The following is a 17,357-nucleotide window of genomic DNA, read 5'->3' on the forward strand; positions in this document are numbered from 1 at the left end:
GTTTTTATGTCTATCATTGCTAGATTCACCGTTTTTCGGGATTTCCCTAACACCTAACACCTAACACCTAACACCTAACACCTTTTACTGGCAACTAACTTAATGCTGAAAACGCAGATTCCACATCAGTCTTTAATTTCATTTAACTCTCTATCTGTTTCTCTTAAACTATCAACTTTAGTTATTCTCTTGGCAGTCAAAGCAAAAACGCTAGTCCCAATTTAGGATTGATATAATAACTCGAACGCCCACCTTTTTTGTAGCACGGTATTTACCCCAGTCAATGTCTGAAAATTTAGCCCCACAGCAAATTTGGAATCAAGTTTTAGAGCGATTAGATAAGCAATTAAGTCGCCCGACCTTTGAAACTTGGATTAAAACCGCAACTGTCCTAAGTTTGCAAGATGACTGTTTGACTATCTGTACTCCCAACCCCTTTATTCTCAATCATCTACAAAAACATTATCTGCAAATTGTGAGTGACACGGTCAAAGAAATTGTGGGTAGCCGTCTCGAAATTCGGTTTACTGTGGCTCAAGGGGATAATACCGCTTGGATAGATGTTGAGAATCCAGTTGCTCAGAAGATTCAAGAACAAAATATTGCTTCTGGCTCTCTAAAACCAACAGAATTAAACTCTAAATATACCTTCTATCGCTTTGTCGTGGGGCCCACAAATAGAATGGCTCATGCAGCTGCTTTAGCCGTTGCCGAATCACCAGGACGAGATTTTAACCCTTTGTTTCTTTCCGGGGGAGTTGGTTTAGGAAAGACTCATCTGATGCAAGCCATTGGTCATTATCACCTGGAAATTAGTCGTCAAGCTCGGGTATTCTATGTGTCAACTGAACAGTTTACCAACGATTTGATCTCTGCGATTCGTAACGATAATATGCAGAGTTTTCGAGAACATTATCGCACTGCCGATATTTTACTGATTGATGATATTCAATTTATTGAGGATAAAGAATATACCCAAGAGGAATTTTTCCATACTTTTAATACTCTTTACGAGGCTGGCAAACAAGTTGTTTTGGCTAGCGATCGCCCACCAAACCAAATTTCTAAATTACAGGAAAGACTTATTTCCCGGTTTTCTATGGGTTTAATTGCCGATGTTCAAACTCCAGATCTCGAAACTCGCATGGCAATTCTCCAAAAAAAAGCTGAATACGAAAATATTCGGTTACCCAGAGAAACTATTGAATATATTGCGACCCGTTGCACTTCCAATATTCGAGAACTAGAAGGAGCTCTCATCAGAGCGATCGCCTATATGTCGATTTCGGGACTACCAATGACAGTAGAACATATTGCCCCTGTGCTCAATCCTCCAGTAGAGACTGTGGCAACTTCTCCAGAGATTATTCTTCAGGTGATTTCAGAAGAACTTAAGATTTCAATTGAAGATCTTAAAAGTAGTTCTCGTCGCCGCGAAATCAGCACAACCAGACAAATTGGGATGTATTTAATGCGACAACATACCGATCTTAGTTTGCCCCGTATTGGGGAAGAATTTGGCGGCAAAGATCACACCACGGTGATGTATAGTTGCGATAAGATAGCCAAGAAAATAGAGAAGGATCGCGAACTTAGAGAAACCGTTTCCCAACTCAGCGATCGCATTAACTTTATGAGTAAAACCAGACGTTTATAGGGATTAGAGATTGCGATCTACTTTCCTTAGGTGACTGGGGAATTAGCAATTGTGATCCATGATTCAATATTTCAATTTTAGGGAATAATTTAACCAACAAATACTTTTAGTATCTTGTGCCATTTGTTGACTCAAAAACCCATGGAACAGTATCAAAAGAATCAGCTAAAAAGTTTATTAGAATTACAACTTGAATCAGGCATTAATGGGGTCTTGAAGTTGGAAACACAAGTTAATTCTTGGCAAAGCCAGCAAACAGCAGTATTAGTAATCAATAATGGATGTTTGGTTTATGGGGGCTCAAAGATTCCTAATGGTCAACAATTTGCCAAATATTTAGGAGATAAATTAAAGCCTGATTTGATTGACGCAGCTCTTTCTTTCGCAAGTAAAAAATTAAATAATTCACAATCGGTGCGAGAGTTAATCGAATTATTAGTTAAACTAAGAGTCTTCAGTTGGGAAAATATAGAAACTCATATCTACAAACAAATAGTTTTGCTTTTGGAAAAATTCAATTCCCATCCTGGACAGGCCCAATGGGAAGATGATGATAATTTTGACCTTTCCTTTGGCGCAGATCGTCACGGTTTGAATTGGATTAGAGTAAAACAGGATCTTAGCGATCGCCGACAACAATGGGCGAACTTAGAATCAATTATCCCTGCGATGGATGCGATACCTAATGTTATTGAAAGACAATTATCAACAGTTCAATATACTAAAATTAGAGAGCAGTTAAAAATCTATATTGATGGTCGCAAAACCCTAAGTGATATTGCCACAGAAATGGACAAAGATCCTTTAGTGTTGGCTAATCACTATAGTAATTTAGTCAAATCTGGAGTTATAAGCTTCGATTCCCATCCAGCAAATCACAATCAGGCTAACATTAATCAAACTATCACAACAGGATCTCCTCAGAAAAATTTGCCTACGATTTTATCTTTAGATGATAGTCGGATTGTACAGGTTTCGATTAAGCGAGCACTCCAAGGAGATTACAATGTTGTTCTTGCTAGCAATGCCGCAGAAGCATTAATGTATATCAATCGCAATTCAATAGACTTATTGTTACTTGATGTGACGATGCCAGATGTCAATGGTTGGGAATTTTGCCGAATGATTCGTAAAATGCCTAAATTTGAAGAATTACCAATCATTATGGTGACAGCACGAGATGGCTTGCTCGATAAAATGAAAGGTCAAATCTCCGGAACGAATAAATACCTTACCAAACCCTTCAAGAAAGAAGAATTATTAGAAGTCATCAGTAAATACATTAAATCAAGTAAGCGACTCTAATCTAGACCAAAGTGAATCGCTCCGAAGTTAGCAATTATAGTCAACAATCACTTTTAGGATCTATAAATCTTGGATATAGTTCATCAGTTTACTTACAGTTACTGTTCCCTGATATTCAATTTCTGTGTCCCAAGAAAGTTTCTTTAATAACTCATAAGCTACATCATAGGTTTTCTTGGCTTTCGTAAGATTCCCTTCACGACTATAAAGAGAGCCCAATTCCAAATATGCAGGAATAGAATCTGGTTCGAGATAAATAATTTTTCTAAGTAAATCTTTGGCCTGATCAATGCGATTTTGTTCTTCAGCGATTTGAGCCAACAGATATAACACAGGTAAAGAAATTTCATTAATAGTCAAGGCTCGCTGGCAATATTCAGTCGCTAGTTCCAGCTCCCCTTGATTAGCATAAGCTTGAGCCAATAAATAAGCTGCTTGCTCGCATTGCGGTTGTTGTGCAATTAATTCTTGCGCCAGCTGAATAGATTCTTTATATTGGCCAGTTGAGAATGAAGTCTTAATCGCTTCTAGTGTAATTTTGCTGGATTCTGTGGGAGTTGATAATTCTGTTTTAACGATATTTTTCCCTTCTAAATCATTTTTTTGAGGAAGCGTAATTTTTTTGACTTGAGGTAAAACAGGATTTTTAGAAATCGGTTGGAGTCCAAAATCTATTTTTTCAATTGGATTGCTTAAATCATTAAGCATAAACTCACTCGACTTTGTTGGAAGAGTTAATGTCACAGATTGCTGGTTAATGCTTTGACCCTGACTATTATCATGACGTTGGTAATAAACTGATTCTGCACAACTTAAAGTGATAAATTTACTCAGATCAATCTCTTGAAGCTCAGCATGTCCAGAAATAAAAAAACCATCAATTTTTAAGCTAGAGTAAATTTTGTTAACAGCTTGCTGAATCGCTTCTGGTTCGAAGTAAATAAAGACATTACGACATAAAACCAGATCTAAATCAAAGGGAATTATGGCATTGCCACAAAAATCATCTTGGGTCAAATTATAAAACTTGAAAGTTACCCTCTGCCGAATTTGTGGTTTTAATTGCCAACCTTGAGATTTAGGTAAAGTCTGAAAATATTTAGTCTTAAGGTCTGGTGTTATGCGACGAAATGACCAATTTTTATAGATTCCCTGGCGCGCTTGCGATAAAGATTGCTGATTAATATCTGTCCCTAAAATAAGTATTTGCCAAGAATCGAGATCAGAAATGAGTTCTCTGAGCAAAATGGCGATCGAATAGGGTTCTTCTCCTGTAGAACATCCCGCACTCCAAATTTTGAGACTTAAATCATTAGCTTTTCTTTTCTGCTCGATTAGCTGTGGCAAAAGGCGTTCTTGTAATAATTTAAACTGTCCGTCATCACGAAAGAAGAAACTCTCGCCATTGGTAATCATGCTCATGAGAATTTTCCATTCAGTTTCAGACTTAAGATTGAGAGCATAATCATAATCTTCGCCCGTCGAAGCGGCCCGCGAAGCGGATCTCTTCGAGATCGCCTGATGCAAAAGAGAGTAATAATCATGAAGACCAGATAACTTGAGACTTTTGATTCTGGTTTGAACTTTTTTGTTGAAATCAACTCGACTTTGAGGCCGAATTATCAAGCCTGATTGTTGGGCAATTAATTTGATTAATTGTTCTAACAAAATCTGATTCATTGTATTGCAATTTTAATAATTTTGATTTATCTAACACACTGTCCTAATTAGAAAAGGGGCGATTTCATTTAAGGGAAGAATATGTTGAGCAGCTCCAGACTCGATCGCCGCTTTGGGCATACCAAAGATTGTGCTTGTCGCTTCATCTTGCGCGATTGTCTTTCCCCCTAATTGTTGAATTCGCTTCATTCCGCCCACCCCATCTCTACCCATGCCTGTTAACAAAATTCCCAGAGCCGATTTGCCATAGAATCTCGCCAAAGACTCCAACGTAATCGTAATTGAAGGGCGATGGCTATTTAATGGTGGAGCTTCAGAATAGATAAATCTTCCCTGGCGATCAAGTTCTAGATGGTATCGCTCCGGGGCAAAATAAATATGGTGTGCAATAGGTAGTTCGCCAGACTCGGCAATTTTAACTTTAAGGGTCGAAACTGTATCGAGCCAATTAATTAAATTGCCTAAAAATCCTTCGCTAATATGCTGAACACAGACAATCGGCAAGGGGAAATTGACTGGTAAAGCGGCAAAAATTTCTTGCGTAGCGTTCGGTCCGCCAGTAGACACTCCAATACCAATAATTTTGTAATTATGTTGACTTCTGGGATTTGCGATCTCAGAGAGCTCCGCTTCGCGCGCCACAGAATTAAGAGCGTCAAAATTACTAAAATCTATTTTATCTTTTGACCTAGTTATTCCCTGATTCATTTGAGCAGAAGGGCGCAGTCTTTTCGTAAATACCTTGACTCCCGCCAGAATTCTAATTTTTTCAATGAGAGCTTGTCTTTGTTTTTGATAATCTTCTAGTAAGCCAGTGTTTGGTTTCGGAAAAACATCTACTGCTCCTGCGGCTAGCAACTGTCCAATATTATTGGTATCTGTAGATTGAACTGCCTGACTAATAACTAAAATCGGTCTGGGATATTTAGCCATTAATTGTTTTGTCAATTCTAAGCCATCCATTTTCCCCATCAATAGATCAGTACAAATTACATCTGGTTGCAATTGAGGAATTTGTTCCAAAGCAATTTTGCCATTACGAGCTACCCCAACAACTTCGATTTCAGGCGCAGCATCTAAAATGCGTTGCAAAATATTTAAAGCTACAGGAGAATCTTCCGCCAGAAAAACTTTGATTGGGGATTTAGACATATTAAATAATCATGAGTAACTTTTATAATTAATTCTGCCTAGGAACTTACTAGGAAATAAGGAGATCAAGAATAATTCCTGATCTCCTATTTAACTATTAGCTATTAATATTGTTCCCGAAAATATTTACCGTTTTTTAGTCGCTAGAACTTTAATTTTGCCGACTAAAGAAGATTGTAATTTGTCATAATCTGTCGGCGAACCTGTTGTAGGTTTAGGGAAAAAGTCTAAAGCCCCAGCTTGCATAAGTTCGAAGATATTATCAACATCCGATGGATGTACTGCATTACTGACAACTAATACTGGTAAAGGATTAGTTTGCATTAGTTGCTTGGTAAATTCCAGACCATCCATCCCAGGCATTTGTAGATCAGTACAAATCACATCGGGTTGCGTTCTGGCAATGACATTTAAGCCTTCTGAACCATCGTTAGCTGTCCCGACAACTTCTGTTTCGGGAGCAGTATTTAAAAGTCGTTGCAAAATTTGTAAAGCAACGGGAGAATCCTCAATTAACACTACTTTAATTGGTGAATTAGCCATGATTAAATTAACCTCCTTAAGGTATCTAATAAAACTGTTTGGTCAAAATCGCCTTTAGTTAGATAAGCATTAGCGCCGGCATCAGCACCTCTACGCTTATCTGATTCTTTTGCCAATGTGGTAACTAAAATAATTGGTAGCTCGTTGTATTCTTTGTCCTGACGAATGCGAGCTGTCATTTCTAGGCCACTAAGATTGGGCATTTCCACATCGGAGACGATTGCTTGAAAATTTTTGTAATCCGCTGCCTGTAGTTTTTGGAATCCATCTAATCCATCGACGGCAACTGTAACATCGTAGCCAGAACTATCGAGAATTCGTCTGACCTGAGTACGAATTGGCAGTGAATCTTCAACTAATAAAACTTTGGGTTTGGTTCTAATTTGAGTTAAAATGCCACTCAGCTCATCATTAATTGCAGTTCCCTGCAATGCTGTTTGTAGTAAATCTTTGGGGTTCAGTACCATACAGATTTCCCCAGTTCCTAAGATCGTGGCCCCAGAAATATTGGGAATACGTCTGAGTAACTTGCTCTGGGGTTTTAGGATAATATGCTGCTGATCTACCAAGCGATCAACAATTACCCCTAAGCGTTCGTTGCCCGACTTAAGAATTACACAAGACATTTTAGTCATTGAGTTATTATCAGAAGATTTTGGCAGTTTTAACAAACTAGATAGCCAACTAATAGATAAAGGCTCGCCTTCAACTGTAATTGTCGGAGTGCCTTCAACTTGGAAAATATCATCGCGCTCAACAAATAACATTGAGTCGATAAAATCTACAGGAATAGCATAAATACTCCGGTTAACCTCAACAATTAGAATATGAGTTGTACTTAAACTAGTCTTGAGTGTCAGTTGAAATTGACAGCCTTTGCCATAGGTTGAAGAAACTTGAATTGACCCTTTGAGTCTTTCTATATTAGCGCGTACCACATCTAAGCCCACACCACGCCCCGAAATTTCACTAACTTCTATACGGGTAGAAAATCCGGAAGCAAAAATTAGTGATTGGGCCTGTTCTGTGGTCATGGCTGCTAATTCTGACTCTGTATGGAGACCACGGCGTAAAGCTGTTGATTTAATATTTTCTGTGTCGAGCCCCCGACCATCATCAATTACTTCAATACAAATGCTATTAGAATTTTGATAACCTCGAATCGAAAGATTAGCTGTAGCTGACTTACCTTGAGCAATTCGCTCTTCAGTAGTTTCAATACCGTGATCGATCGCATTACGGATTAAGTGAGTTAAAGGATCTTTAATTTCCTCTAAAATTCTCTTATCAACAGCAATGTCTCCGCCTTCGATTTTGAGGTTAATCTCTTTTCCTAATTGTTTTGCTAAATCACGGATCATCCGGGGAAAGAGATTAAAAACATTTGCTAGAGGCAACAATCGCAGATCACGAATGCCTGTTTCTAAACTATGAGCAACTATTTCTAAGCGAGCGTTATCTTCAACCGTGACATTTTTAAGTTGGGTAACTCGCTCTCCTAATTGCTCTAGATATTCTTGGTTTAGTTGCTCAAACTTTTGAATTGGTTCTAGAGTTTCTGATGTTAAATGTTGCTCTAATTCCTTAATTGATAGCTGAGTTGCGAAGACTGCTCGACTCCAATCTTCCCAAAGATTGATAATCTCTCTAAGATCTTCAGTTCGTCTTGCTAAACGTAATTTAGTAACGGATAGCTCCCCTGCTTGAGTCATCAAAGCATCTAATTTAGGAAAGCCAATTCTGACTGTTTCGATCTGATGATCTTCGATTTGAGCAGCTTTTGCCAATTCTTGTTGAGCTTTTTCCTGGGCCGCAGCAGCCATAGCTTCTTGTTCTTTGGCTAGCTCTGCTAGTAATTCGGCAGGAAATTCTGCTTCCTGCTCATTAGCTAATAGCAACTCAGGATTAACCTCAGGAGTTTCTGGAGCAGATTGGGAAGCCGCAACTGAATCTGGATCTGCCCCATCTTCTGCGCCCATTAATTGAGCCATAACATGGAACGTACTAATCCCCGATGACTCACCAGTAACTGCTTCTCGGGCAATTTTTCTAACTGCATCTAATCCATGATAGAGGCGATCGCAAAGATTAGAAGTAAAAACACTATTGTTTTCTTTAATATCGCTCAGCAGATCTTCCATCTGGTGAACCAGCATTTCTGCTTCTTCTACTCCCAACATCCGCGAATCACCCTTGAGGGAATGAGTTGCTCGGAGTAATTCTTCTAATTTGTCTTGATCATTAGGGTTTTTCTCTAGATGGATTAATCCATTTTCAATTTTTTCAAGATGATCGGCACTGGCTATTTTGTATAGCTCTCGCAGTTCGGTGTCTTCAATGAACATAACCTTTAGGATATCTGTTGGCTGACAACTAATAACTGTTTACTTATGATTCAAAACTGATAACTGATTAAACAGTGGCTTTCAAGGTTTCAGCAGTTTTATTCAAATCTCCAGTCGCCGCTTTGATCTGACTAATCCCACTTACGGTTTCTTGGGCTCCTAAGTTAATGGCATTCATTGCTGAAACTACCTGTTGTACAGCGACAGCTTGCTGTTTAGCACTCATCGTAATTTGCTGACTATTCAGGAAGACATTATTTACCGATTCGGCGATCGAGTTAAAGGAATAAGAAGTCTCTTCAGCTAATTTCAATCCTTGAATCGCTGTCTTCTGTCCTTGATCTGTAACCATTACAGTACTATTAATCGAGGCTTGGATATCGCCAACTAGAGTATTAATCTTCTCTGCCGATTTTTTACTTTGATCCGCCAGCTTCCGAATTTCTCCAGCAACTACTGTAAATCCTTTACCTTGTTCTCCTGCTCTAGCAGCTTCTACAGCAGCGTTCAGAGCTAACATATTGGTCTGATTGGAAACATCGGCTACCAAGTCAGAAACCATTCCAATTTGTCCAGTTTGTTCGCTCAAACGCATAATTTGATCGGCGATCGCACTCACTTGATCTTGCAGTTCATTAATCCCTGACATTGTCTGGGAAACTGCCTGATTACCTTTTTCTGTCAAGTCAATAGCCTGTTGGGCTCCATTAGTCGAACTCATTGCCTGTTCTGCTGTTTGACGAGAAGTAGCCCCTAATTCCTCAATGGTAGTAGTAGTTTCATTGACTGAAGTTGCCTGCTCAGTCATCGAGCGTTCTTGCTGAGCAGTGGTAGTGGCAATTTGGGCAGAACTAGTTGTTAGCTTGGTAATACTTTGATCGATTGTTTTTGTAATTGTGTCTGCTAAGAAGAAAGCTATAGCCACAGAGATTCCACTAGCTAACAAACTTCCAAACAAAGAGAGCCAAAATAAGGTGGTCAGAATTTGTTTTTCTTTTTCTTCACTTTCTTTCAATAGCTCTATTTCTATTGCAGTTGCCTCCTCTAAAAGCTTTTCTAGCTCTGCCTCCATGGTTCGGCCTTCTCCCCGATTCCAGATTTCTTGTGCCTGATCAGCCTGGCCGCGATCTACTAAATTCATCAGATTAGTAGTATAGTCAATTACCTTATTACCTTGATCGTCAATTTGAAGGAACAAATCTTTTTGCTCAGCATCCGAAACTAGCTCTTCTAGTTCAGTGATTTCAGTGTTAAACTTTTCAACCATCTTGTCATATTTGTCTTTCGCTGCCGCATTTTTTACTATGACATAGTCCAAGGAAGTTTTCTCGATCTGAGACAAATGATAGGCTGTTTCCTGCGTTTTAACCTCAATTTTAGTTAGTTTTTCCACTTCCTTAAATTGCTTTTGAGCTGCATTAACATTCCAGATAATAATTCCTGTCACTAGACTAGAAATCGCGATCGGAATACTATAACCAAGTAAAATACGATTTTTGAGTTTCATATTTTCTAACATTTGAAGATTCTCCAAGATAGATTAAATTAACAGATAATTGGCTTTGTGTGAAAGAAAAAAGTGAAATACGAAATTTTAAATAGCACTGTCAACTACCAAATTGCTTTGAGCAAAAATTTTTGGCAAATCGATTGCGCTAAACATATACTCCCCATAGGCGGCAGTCCCGCGAATAAATTGTCTACGCTCTGGATGAATTGCCGAAGGAGCTACTGATACTAACTCCGGAGCGAGATATATAACATCAAATATTTGGTCAACTAAAATGCCAACGCTAATATCTTCAGTTTGAATAATGATCGCTTGAGAGTTTTCTGTCTGCTTAGTTTGAGGCAAATTGAATTGTTTAGCAACATCGATTAGGGTAATGATTTCCCCTCGTAAATTTATGTTGCCCAAAATATGTTCAGGACAACAAGGAATTGGCGTTATGTTATCGATATCAATGAATTCTTTGACCACCTCCAAATCAAAAGCAAAATATTCATCCCCTAAACTAAAAATTGCTAAGGGCATGGTGTTTAAAACTTCGAAAGTTTCTAGCGGCTTTCTCAGCTCACTAGCTCGCTTACGAAAAATCTTTTTCTCAGATTCCTGAGCATTGGGACAGTATAGATCGTAGAAGTTGGTAAGAAGTTGTCCTGGATCTATTTCTGCATCGCCTTCATCTACTTCTGCTTGTTCTAAGACTTTGCTTTCTTCTTCCCAAACCATCATGGCGACTTCATCAGCCTGTCGAATCAAACTTTCAGCCTGAAGTATCATGATTAGGCGATCTGCGACTTTAGCTACCGCCATCACTAAAGCAGAACCTATATAATTATCTCTGCCATAGTCAGGTTCAGTTTCGATCTTGCTCGATTCAATCACTTGAACTTCTAAGACTTCATTGACGATAATGCCAATTTGAATTCTCTCCCATTCAATAACGATGACACTGTCTGTAGCCCGACACTCTTGCACCGGATGCCCAAGACGACGATCAAGATGCATAATCGGCAAAATTTTATCTCTTAAATTTAAGATGCCGATAATATCGCCAGGAGCATCAGCAATGGGATTTATTTCTGGTAATTGAAAGATTTCCTTTACTTGAGCGGCTTCGATGGCATAATCCAAATCGCGCAAGCGAAATCTTAGATAGGATTGGCTTTCCATGATCTTTTCTCTTATGAGTTGGCTACTATTTAGTTACTATATAGATATGCTTGCCGGAACATATTTTTCAATTGTTTCCAGCAATTTTGCTTTATCTACTGGCTTTGTTAAATATTCATTTGATCCGGCAAATTTTCCTTTGAATTTGTCTAGCATCCGATCTTTCGCTGTCAGCATAATGATTGGCAAGTCTTTAAATTGCTTAAAACAGCGAATCGTTTGACAAACTTCTAAGCCGTCGACATCGGGCATCGTGACATCTAGCAAGACTAATTTTATTTTTGGCGAACCAGTAAGTATTTTCAATGCATCCAAGCCATTATCTGCTAGTATCACCTGATAATGTTCCCCGATTGCGCGTTTAATCATGGTTTGCACTACCGTACTATCATCAACACTAAGAATAATTGGTAAATTCGATTTATCTGAGCCTGAGTTATTTAGTGGAGAACTTGATTTTAGTTCCGTTCCAACAAAAGAAATCCAGCCTCTTTGCACCCAATCATAATATTGAATAGCTAGCGTTAAAGGATCTTGATCGATTTGTTCAGCAATATCTAAAAGTGATCGCTTTCCGTCTATCCATTGCTGACAATGCTTCTGAACTCCAACATTTAAATAATTTTGTTGCGCATTTTTGAGTACTAACTGAGGAATGACCTCTCTATGAGGAATTTTGACTGATAATTCACGCCATTTTAGTTGTCTCAAGTCAATTTTTACCTTGATTTCTTGCCAGTTTAGCCCTATATGTTCTTGATCTAAATCAAAATTAAAATCGGGATATTGCTCTAAAGTCACTGACTTATCATAAATTTTTTCTATCGTAATTATAATATTATCTTGGATATATTTAGCTAATTCTTCCCATTTTACGATGCCAAATCTTGCCAACAAATCAAATATTTCTTGGAAGGAATTCTCATTTTTAATTTTATTTCTTACTGTTACAAGAGCTTTATCTATAAGATTTATCTTAAGTTTTTTGCCAATCTTTTTTGCCAATGATTGAGGATTATGCTTAACAGAATCAGCATAAGTAATTCTGCCTTGATCAAATACCAAAAAAGAAGCCTTTGGGACAACATTGATTGTTCCCATAACTTCAGATTGAGATCTGGTTATTTTGATTGCGCCGGTGTACTTTGCTTGTGATAATTCTTCAATTTGTTCAATAGGCTTATGGGTTTTTAAGTTTAACACGTTATAAAAATTCCGTCTTTGTTATATTTAATTGAAATACCTACGCAAGTAGGTAAAAGCATTAATAAGCTCGATGAATCTATGGTTCCCAAATTATTACTCAAGATCTCTAATGTTCGCTCATGAATGTTCGTTCATGAACTTTTGTTAGTTCATGAAGTGTCAAATTGTTATAATTTTTACCTCTCCAAGCTTTATAATCAGGGATTGTGCACCAAACAATAGCGGTGCCGAGCGATAAGTCCATAACAAAATCTCGATAAATATGTCTTTAATTGATTGGTTTGCTAACCGCCGAAAAACTGAACCTGCTATCCAAAAACAAGGGGAAAGGGAAATTGCTGATGGATTATGGTCAAAATGTCAGGTTTGCGGTGCCGTCGCTTATACAAAGGATTTAAAGGCAAATCAGCTAGTATGCCTCGAATGTGGTCATCATTCTCGAGTTGATAGTGACGAACGAATCAATCAGTTGATCGATGCTCAAACTTGGCAACCTTTAGGAGAGGAAATTCGCCCCACTGATCCTTTAGAGTTTAATGACCGCAAAGCTTATCGCGATCGCATAAAAGATTATCAAGCAAAAACTGGCTTAACTGATGCTGTCAAAACAGGTATCGGTCTCATAGACGGTTTACCTCTAGCTTTGGGGGTAATGGATTTTCGCTTTATGGGCGGCAGTATGGGTTCTGTTGTGGGGGAAAGACTTTGTCTGTTGATCGAGCGAGCTACCGAAGAACGCTTTCCCGTTGTGATCATTTGCGCTTCCGGTGGGGCGAGAATGCAGGAGGGAATGTTGAGCTTGATGCAAATGGCAAAAATTTCTGGTGCTCTACATCGTCACCAAAGTTCTAAGCTACTTTACATTCCAGTTTTAACTCATCCCACCACTGGGGGCGTCACTGCCAGTTTTGCCATGTTGGGGGATCTTATTTTAGCTGAACCCAAAGCTACTATCGGATTTGCTGGCAGAAGAGTTATTGAACAGACCTTGCGGGAAAAACTCCCTGAAGGGTTTCAAACTTCTGAATATTTATTGCAGCATGGCTTTGTTGATCAGATTGTGCCTCGGACTCAGTTGAAAAAAACTCTAGCTCAATTGATTAGTCTACATCAACCCTTTTATCCTCTCAATTCCCATATTGTAGAAACCGATTCAGCAATCCGCCAAGAACATTCAGTATCAGTAATAGAAGAACAAAATATTCAAAGCAACTGATGTCATCTTGTTTGATGAGATAGTAATTCCTCAAACTTTCTTGACCATTTTTCCTTATCCCTCATCCCTCATCCCTCATCCCTTCTTTTATTCCTCTTCTCTTTCTGTTCTAATCCATTCCTGTTGAGGTGATACTAGAAATTTAAGATACAAAGGAATTTTCCACAATAAGTAAAAAGGAACATACAGCAGTTTGCTCAAAGGAATTAGATCAGAGGCAAATTTTCTCCACGAGATCAAAATAGATAGAGCTAAGATGGTACCAAGAATTAAGATAAACTGGGCTGGTAGCCAGATGTTAAGCAAAAATCCACCAAACAAACTTAGAGAGAGAACCAGCATCCAAAGTATTACTAATAAAGATAGGGGCGGTACAGAAATCTCTAGAGCCAAGAATAGTAAATCACTGCGTTTTTTTTGCCAAGAACTTTTCAACAATCGCGGGATTTGTGCAATCATAATTTGTAAGTAACCATGTTCCCAGCGAATACGTTGACTTTTTTTGGCGCTAGTTTTTTGAGGTAAACGACTAAGGACTTTTGCTTCGCCGCAGAACTGAGGTGAGTATCCTGCGATCGCTAAGTCAATCCCGAGTTGCATATCTTCTGTGATATTCCCATTAGCCAATTGAGCTTCTTGAATGACAAACCAAGGAATCGCCATCCCAGAACCTGTTAGCAAACAGGGTTTTCCTAGGTTAGCAAGACCTTGTGGTCTCACTTGATTTTTGATCAAAAAAGCAAAGGCAGAAATTAAATCTTCAGGAGTTCTTTGGATTGGGGGCTCCATTAGATACAAAGCTTGCACAGGTTTTTGTGTCCTTTGTGCTTGATGGGAAATTCGCTCAAGCATTTTCGATTCAATACTACAATCAGCGTCTAGCATAATGACAACCTGGGGAGGGTCTTGGGCTAAAAACTGACATCCGTAATCTAGAGCATAGCCCTTTCCCTTTTGCCTTGTATTCTTGCGTTCTATAACTTTCACTCCAGTTTTAGCGGCAATTTTTGCTGTCTCATCATGACAATTATCTGCAATCACTATCACTTTATCTAATGGTTGAATCTGCGACAGTATTCCTTGAAGAGTTGCCTCAATTTCTAATGCTTCATTGTGAGCGGGAATTAAAACTGCTATCCTAGGGCGCTCTTTTCCTTGAAATGTTTGCGAAGATTGACCGTGATCTCTAGTTGCGGCTGCGCACTCCACCACAAATACGATGATAGGAATTGCAATCACCACAGTGAAAACCGCTAGAATTATGCTGAACAGCAAAATCATAGATCAAATGTTCCGAAGTAATAACGTGTATTGCCCAAAAAACTAAATAATAGGATTTTTCTCGTTAAGTGTAACCTATCAAAATCAGCGTGACAAGGTCTTAGTAGCCAAACGTTATGTTAACTATTGTAAAGATAATGACGGCAAGACAGCTTACCATCTTGACATCTTAAGTCTAAAGCGGTAAATTGATTTTCATACCCGGGTAAATATTAATGATAGTGACATGCAAGACAAGCAAAAAGTAACCTTATACATACCTCCTGAACTTCACCGCAAACTTAAAATTAGAGCGGCTATAGATGCTGAGTCGATGTCTGCTTTGGTGTCAAAAGCCGTAGATTTTTATCTTCAGAATCCAGAAGTGGTGGAGCATTTAGATGCCAAGATTCAAGGAAGAAAACATCAGGTTCATGTTTGCCCGGAATGTGATGCTGCAATGGTCATGCAGGGTGGTGAGATGGTTTCTCTGAAAGGTCAATCGGTCACTATATTAGAGGATTCTCCTCTAGAGAAGGTTATACAGAATAATGGCAGGTCTCAAGCTCAGGAAGAACTTGTTACTTGTTGAAGCCGACTCGTTGTAATAGACATCATCTGTTACTGTAAACCCTGATACTAAGGTCGATATATTATGCAAGAAGAGCTCAATATCTTAATACAAGCTCAATATCCTCTGATATATTTGGTTACGCCAGAAGAAGAGAGAGCAGAGCAAGCGGTATATCGCCTATCTGAAGACTATGCGGAACGCCGACGCATCTTTGTTTGGACAGTAACCCACGGCATCATTGAATATGGGCAACCCCGTCAAATGACTTTACATAATACTGTTTCTCCTGAGGCAGCATTGGAATGGGTGGTGCGTCAAACAGAATCGGGAATTTATATTTTTAAAGATTTACATCCTTTTATAGATGGAGCTGTGGTCACAAGATGGTTAAGGGATGCGATCGCGAGCTTTAAAAATAGCCAGAAGACAATCATCCTGATGTCTCCAGTCCAGCAGGTTCCAATAGAACTGGAAAAGGAAGTGGTGGTGCTAGATTACCCCTTGCCCAACATGGCTGAGTTAAATCAGGTTCTATCTGCCCAACTACAAAACACCAAAAATTCACGAATTGACACCGAGGCAAGGGAAAAACTCCTCAAAGCTGCCTTGGGTTTGACCAAAGATGAGGCGGAGAAGGTATATCGCAAGGCAAGAGTTAAATCTGGTCGTCTCACCAAAGAAGAAGTAGAAATCGTTCTTTCTGAGAAAAAACAACTGATTCGCCGCAACGGAATCTTGGAGTATATCGAGGAAGACGAAACTATCGACTCCGTTGGCGGTTTAGAAGAACTAAAAATCTGGCTCAGACAACGTTCTAATGCTTTTACTGAAAGGGCTAGGGAGTATGGATTACCGCAGCCAAAAGGCATGTTGATTTTGGGAGTTCCCGGTTGTGGAAAATCCCTCATCGCTAAAACCACATCCCGACTTTGGGGCCTGCCCCTATTGAGATTGGACATGGGAAGAGTCTATGACGGCTCAATGGTTGGGCGTTCTGAAGCCAACCTCCGTAGTGCACTCAAAACAGCAGAGTCGATCTCTCCGGCGATTCTGTTTATTGATGAACTTGACAAAGCTTTTGCTGGGGGTGCTGGTTCAGGGGATTCTGATGGCGGAACTTCGAGTCGAATTTTCGGTTCATTTTTAACTTGGATGCAAGAGAAAACTTCTCCTGTATTTGTGATGGCAACAGCCAATCGGGTTGAAAGACTACCAGGGGAGTTTCTCCGTAAGGGTAGATTTGACGAAATCTTCTTTGTTGATTTACCCACCCCCCAAGAAAAACAAGATATTTTCCGGATTCATCTTAGCAAAAGGCGTTCTGAGATTGCTCGCTTCGATCTAGAACAATTAGCCAAGATATCCGAAGGCTTTTCCGGTGCAGAAATCGAACAGGCAATTATTGCCGCTATGTACGATGCCTTTGCCCAAGACAGGGAGTTCACGCAGCTAGACATCATAGCTGCAATCAAGGCTACTCTGCCATTGTCTCGGACTATGCTCGAGCAGGTCACAGCCCTGAGGGACTGGGCTAGACAAAGGGCTCGCACTGCATCAGCTTCAGTTGCTGAATATCAGCGATTGGAGTTCTAACAGGCTTTCTTCCGCAATTAATGCGGAAGCTAAGACTAGCGCAAGCTAGTAGTTTCTTAAGATAATCTGTCTTAAATCCCAATAAGACAGCATTAAGGTTCAAAATCAAAGAAAGTTGTTGTTTACTTATTTTCCACTGGAGGAAATCT

General features: G+C 39.2%; 13 protein-coding genes. 5 read left to right on the forward strand and 8 right to left on the reverse strand.

All coding sequences use genetic code 11. From position 1 onward, the window contains the following. Nucleotides 1-283 precede the first annotated feature (283 nt). Nucleotides 284-1,657, forward strand: a complete 1,374-nt coding sequence (gene dnaA, locus XEN7305_RS14105) for a chromosomal replication initiator protein DnaA (protein WP_006510127.1) — start codon at nt 284-286, stop codon at nt 1,655-1,657. A 141-nt stretch (nt 1,658-1,798) separates the two neighbouring features. Further along, nucleotides 1,799-2,962: a response regulator gene (locus XEN7305_RS14110; protein ID WP_006510128.1), complete on the forward strand. Its 1,164-nt coding sequence runs from the start codon at nt 1,799-1,801 to the stop codon at nt 2,960-2,962. Nucleotides 2,963-3,022: 60 nt separating this feature from the next. On the opposite strand, the gene XEN7305_RS26700 is transcribed toward XEN7305_RS14110, so the two are convergent. From XEN7305_RS26700 to XEN7305_RS27685, 7 genes are all read right to left on the reverse strand, one after another. After that, nucleotides 3,023-4,642, reverse strand: coding sequence for a protein-glutamate O-methyltransferase CheR (locus XEN7305_RS26700; RefSeq protein ID WP_006510129.1), 1,620 nt, complete (start codon nt 4,640-4,642; stop codon nt 3,023-3,025). Nucleotides 4,643-4,672: 30 nt separating this feature from the next. After that, nucleotides 4,673-5,794: a chemotaxis-specific protein-glutamate methyltransferase CheB gene (gene cheB / locus XEN7305_RS14120; protein ID WP_006510130.1), complete on the reverse strand. Its 1,122-nt coding sequence runs from the start codon at nt 5,792-5,794 to the stop codon at nt 4,673-4,675. Nucleotides 5,795-5,920: 126 nt separating this feature from the next. Beyond that, nucleotides 5,921-6,337, reverse strand: coding sequence for a response regulator (locus tag XEN7305_RS14125; protein WP_006510131.1), 417 nt, complete (start codon nt 6,335-6,337; stop codon nt 5,921-5,923). A gap of 2 nt (nt 6,338-6,339) precedes the next feature. Then, nucleotides 6,340-8,682, reverse strand: coding sequence for a hybrid sensor histidine kinase/response regulator (locus XEN7305_RS14130; protein WP_006510132.1), 2,343 nt, complete (start codon nt 8,680-8,682; stop codon nt 6,340-6,342). Nucleotides 8,683-8,749: 67 nt separating this feature from the next. Beyond that, nucleotides 8,750-10,201, reverse strand: coding sequence for a methyl-accepting chemotaxis protein (locus XEN7305_RS14135; protein WP_006510133.1), 1,452 nt, complete (start codon nt 10,199-10,201; stop codon nt 8,750-8,752). A gap of 75 nt (nt 10,202-10,276) precedes the next feature. After that, entirely contained in the window at nt 10,277-11,359 is a 1,083-nt protein-coding gene (locus XEN7305_RS14140) for a chemotaxis protein CheW (RefSeq protein ID WP_006510134.1), read from the reverse strand. Nucleotides 11,360-11,395: 36 nt separating this feature from the next. After that, entirely contained in the window at nt 11,396-12,562 is a 1,167-nt protein-coding gene (locus XEN7305_RS27685; RefSeq protein ID WP_006510135.1) for a response regulator, read from the reverse strand. Nucleotides 12,563-12,827: 265 nt separating this feature from the next. Here XEN7305_RS27685 and accD point away from each other — a divergent pair, with 265 nt between their 5' ends. Continuing rightward, the gene (accD, locus tag XEN7305_RS14150; protein ID WP_006510137.1) at nt 12,828-13,781 is read left to right on the forward strand and encodes an acetyl-CoA carboxylase, carboxyltransferase subunit beta; all 954 of its coding nucleotides are present in this window, start codon (nt 12,828-12,830) and stop codon (nt 13,779-13,781) included. An 87-nt stretch (nt 13,782-13,868) separates the two neighbouring features. On the opposite strand, the gene XEN7305_RS14155 is transcribed toward accD, so the two are convergent. Then, entirely contained in the window at nt 13,869-15,062 is a 1,194-nt protein-coding gene (locus XEN7305_RS14155; protein ID WP_006510138.1) for a glycosyltransferase, read from the reverse strand. A gap of 226 nt (nt 15,063-15,288) precedes the next feature. On the opposite strand from XEN7305_RS14155, the gene XEN7305_RS14160 reads away from it, so the two are divergent. Both XEN7305_RS14160 and XEN7305_RS14165 read left to right on the forward strand, forming a co-directional pair. Further along, a complete protein-coding gene (locus XEN7305_RS14160) occupies nt 15,289-15,633 on the forward strand; it encodes a hypothetical protein (RefSeq protein WP_006510139.1) in 345 nt (114 codons plus the stop codon). Nucleotides 15,634-15,696: 63 nt separating this feature from the next. Then, nucleotides 15,697-17,208: an AAA family ATPase gene (locus XEN7305_RS14165; protein WP_006510140.1), complete on the forward strand. Its 1,512-nt coding sequence runs from the start codon at nt 15,697-15,699 to the stop codon at nt 17,206-17,208. Nucleotides 17,209-17,357: the final 149 nt, after the last annotated feature.

It is taken from the genome of Xenococcus sp. PCC 7305 (assembly GCF_000332055.1).
Classification (GTDB): Bacteria; Cyanobacteriota; Cyanobacteriia; order Cyanobacteriales; family Xenococcaceae; genus Xenococcus.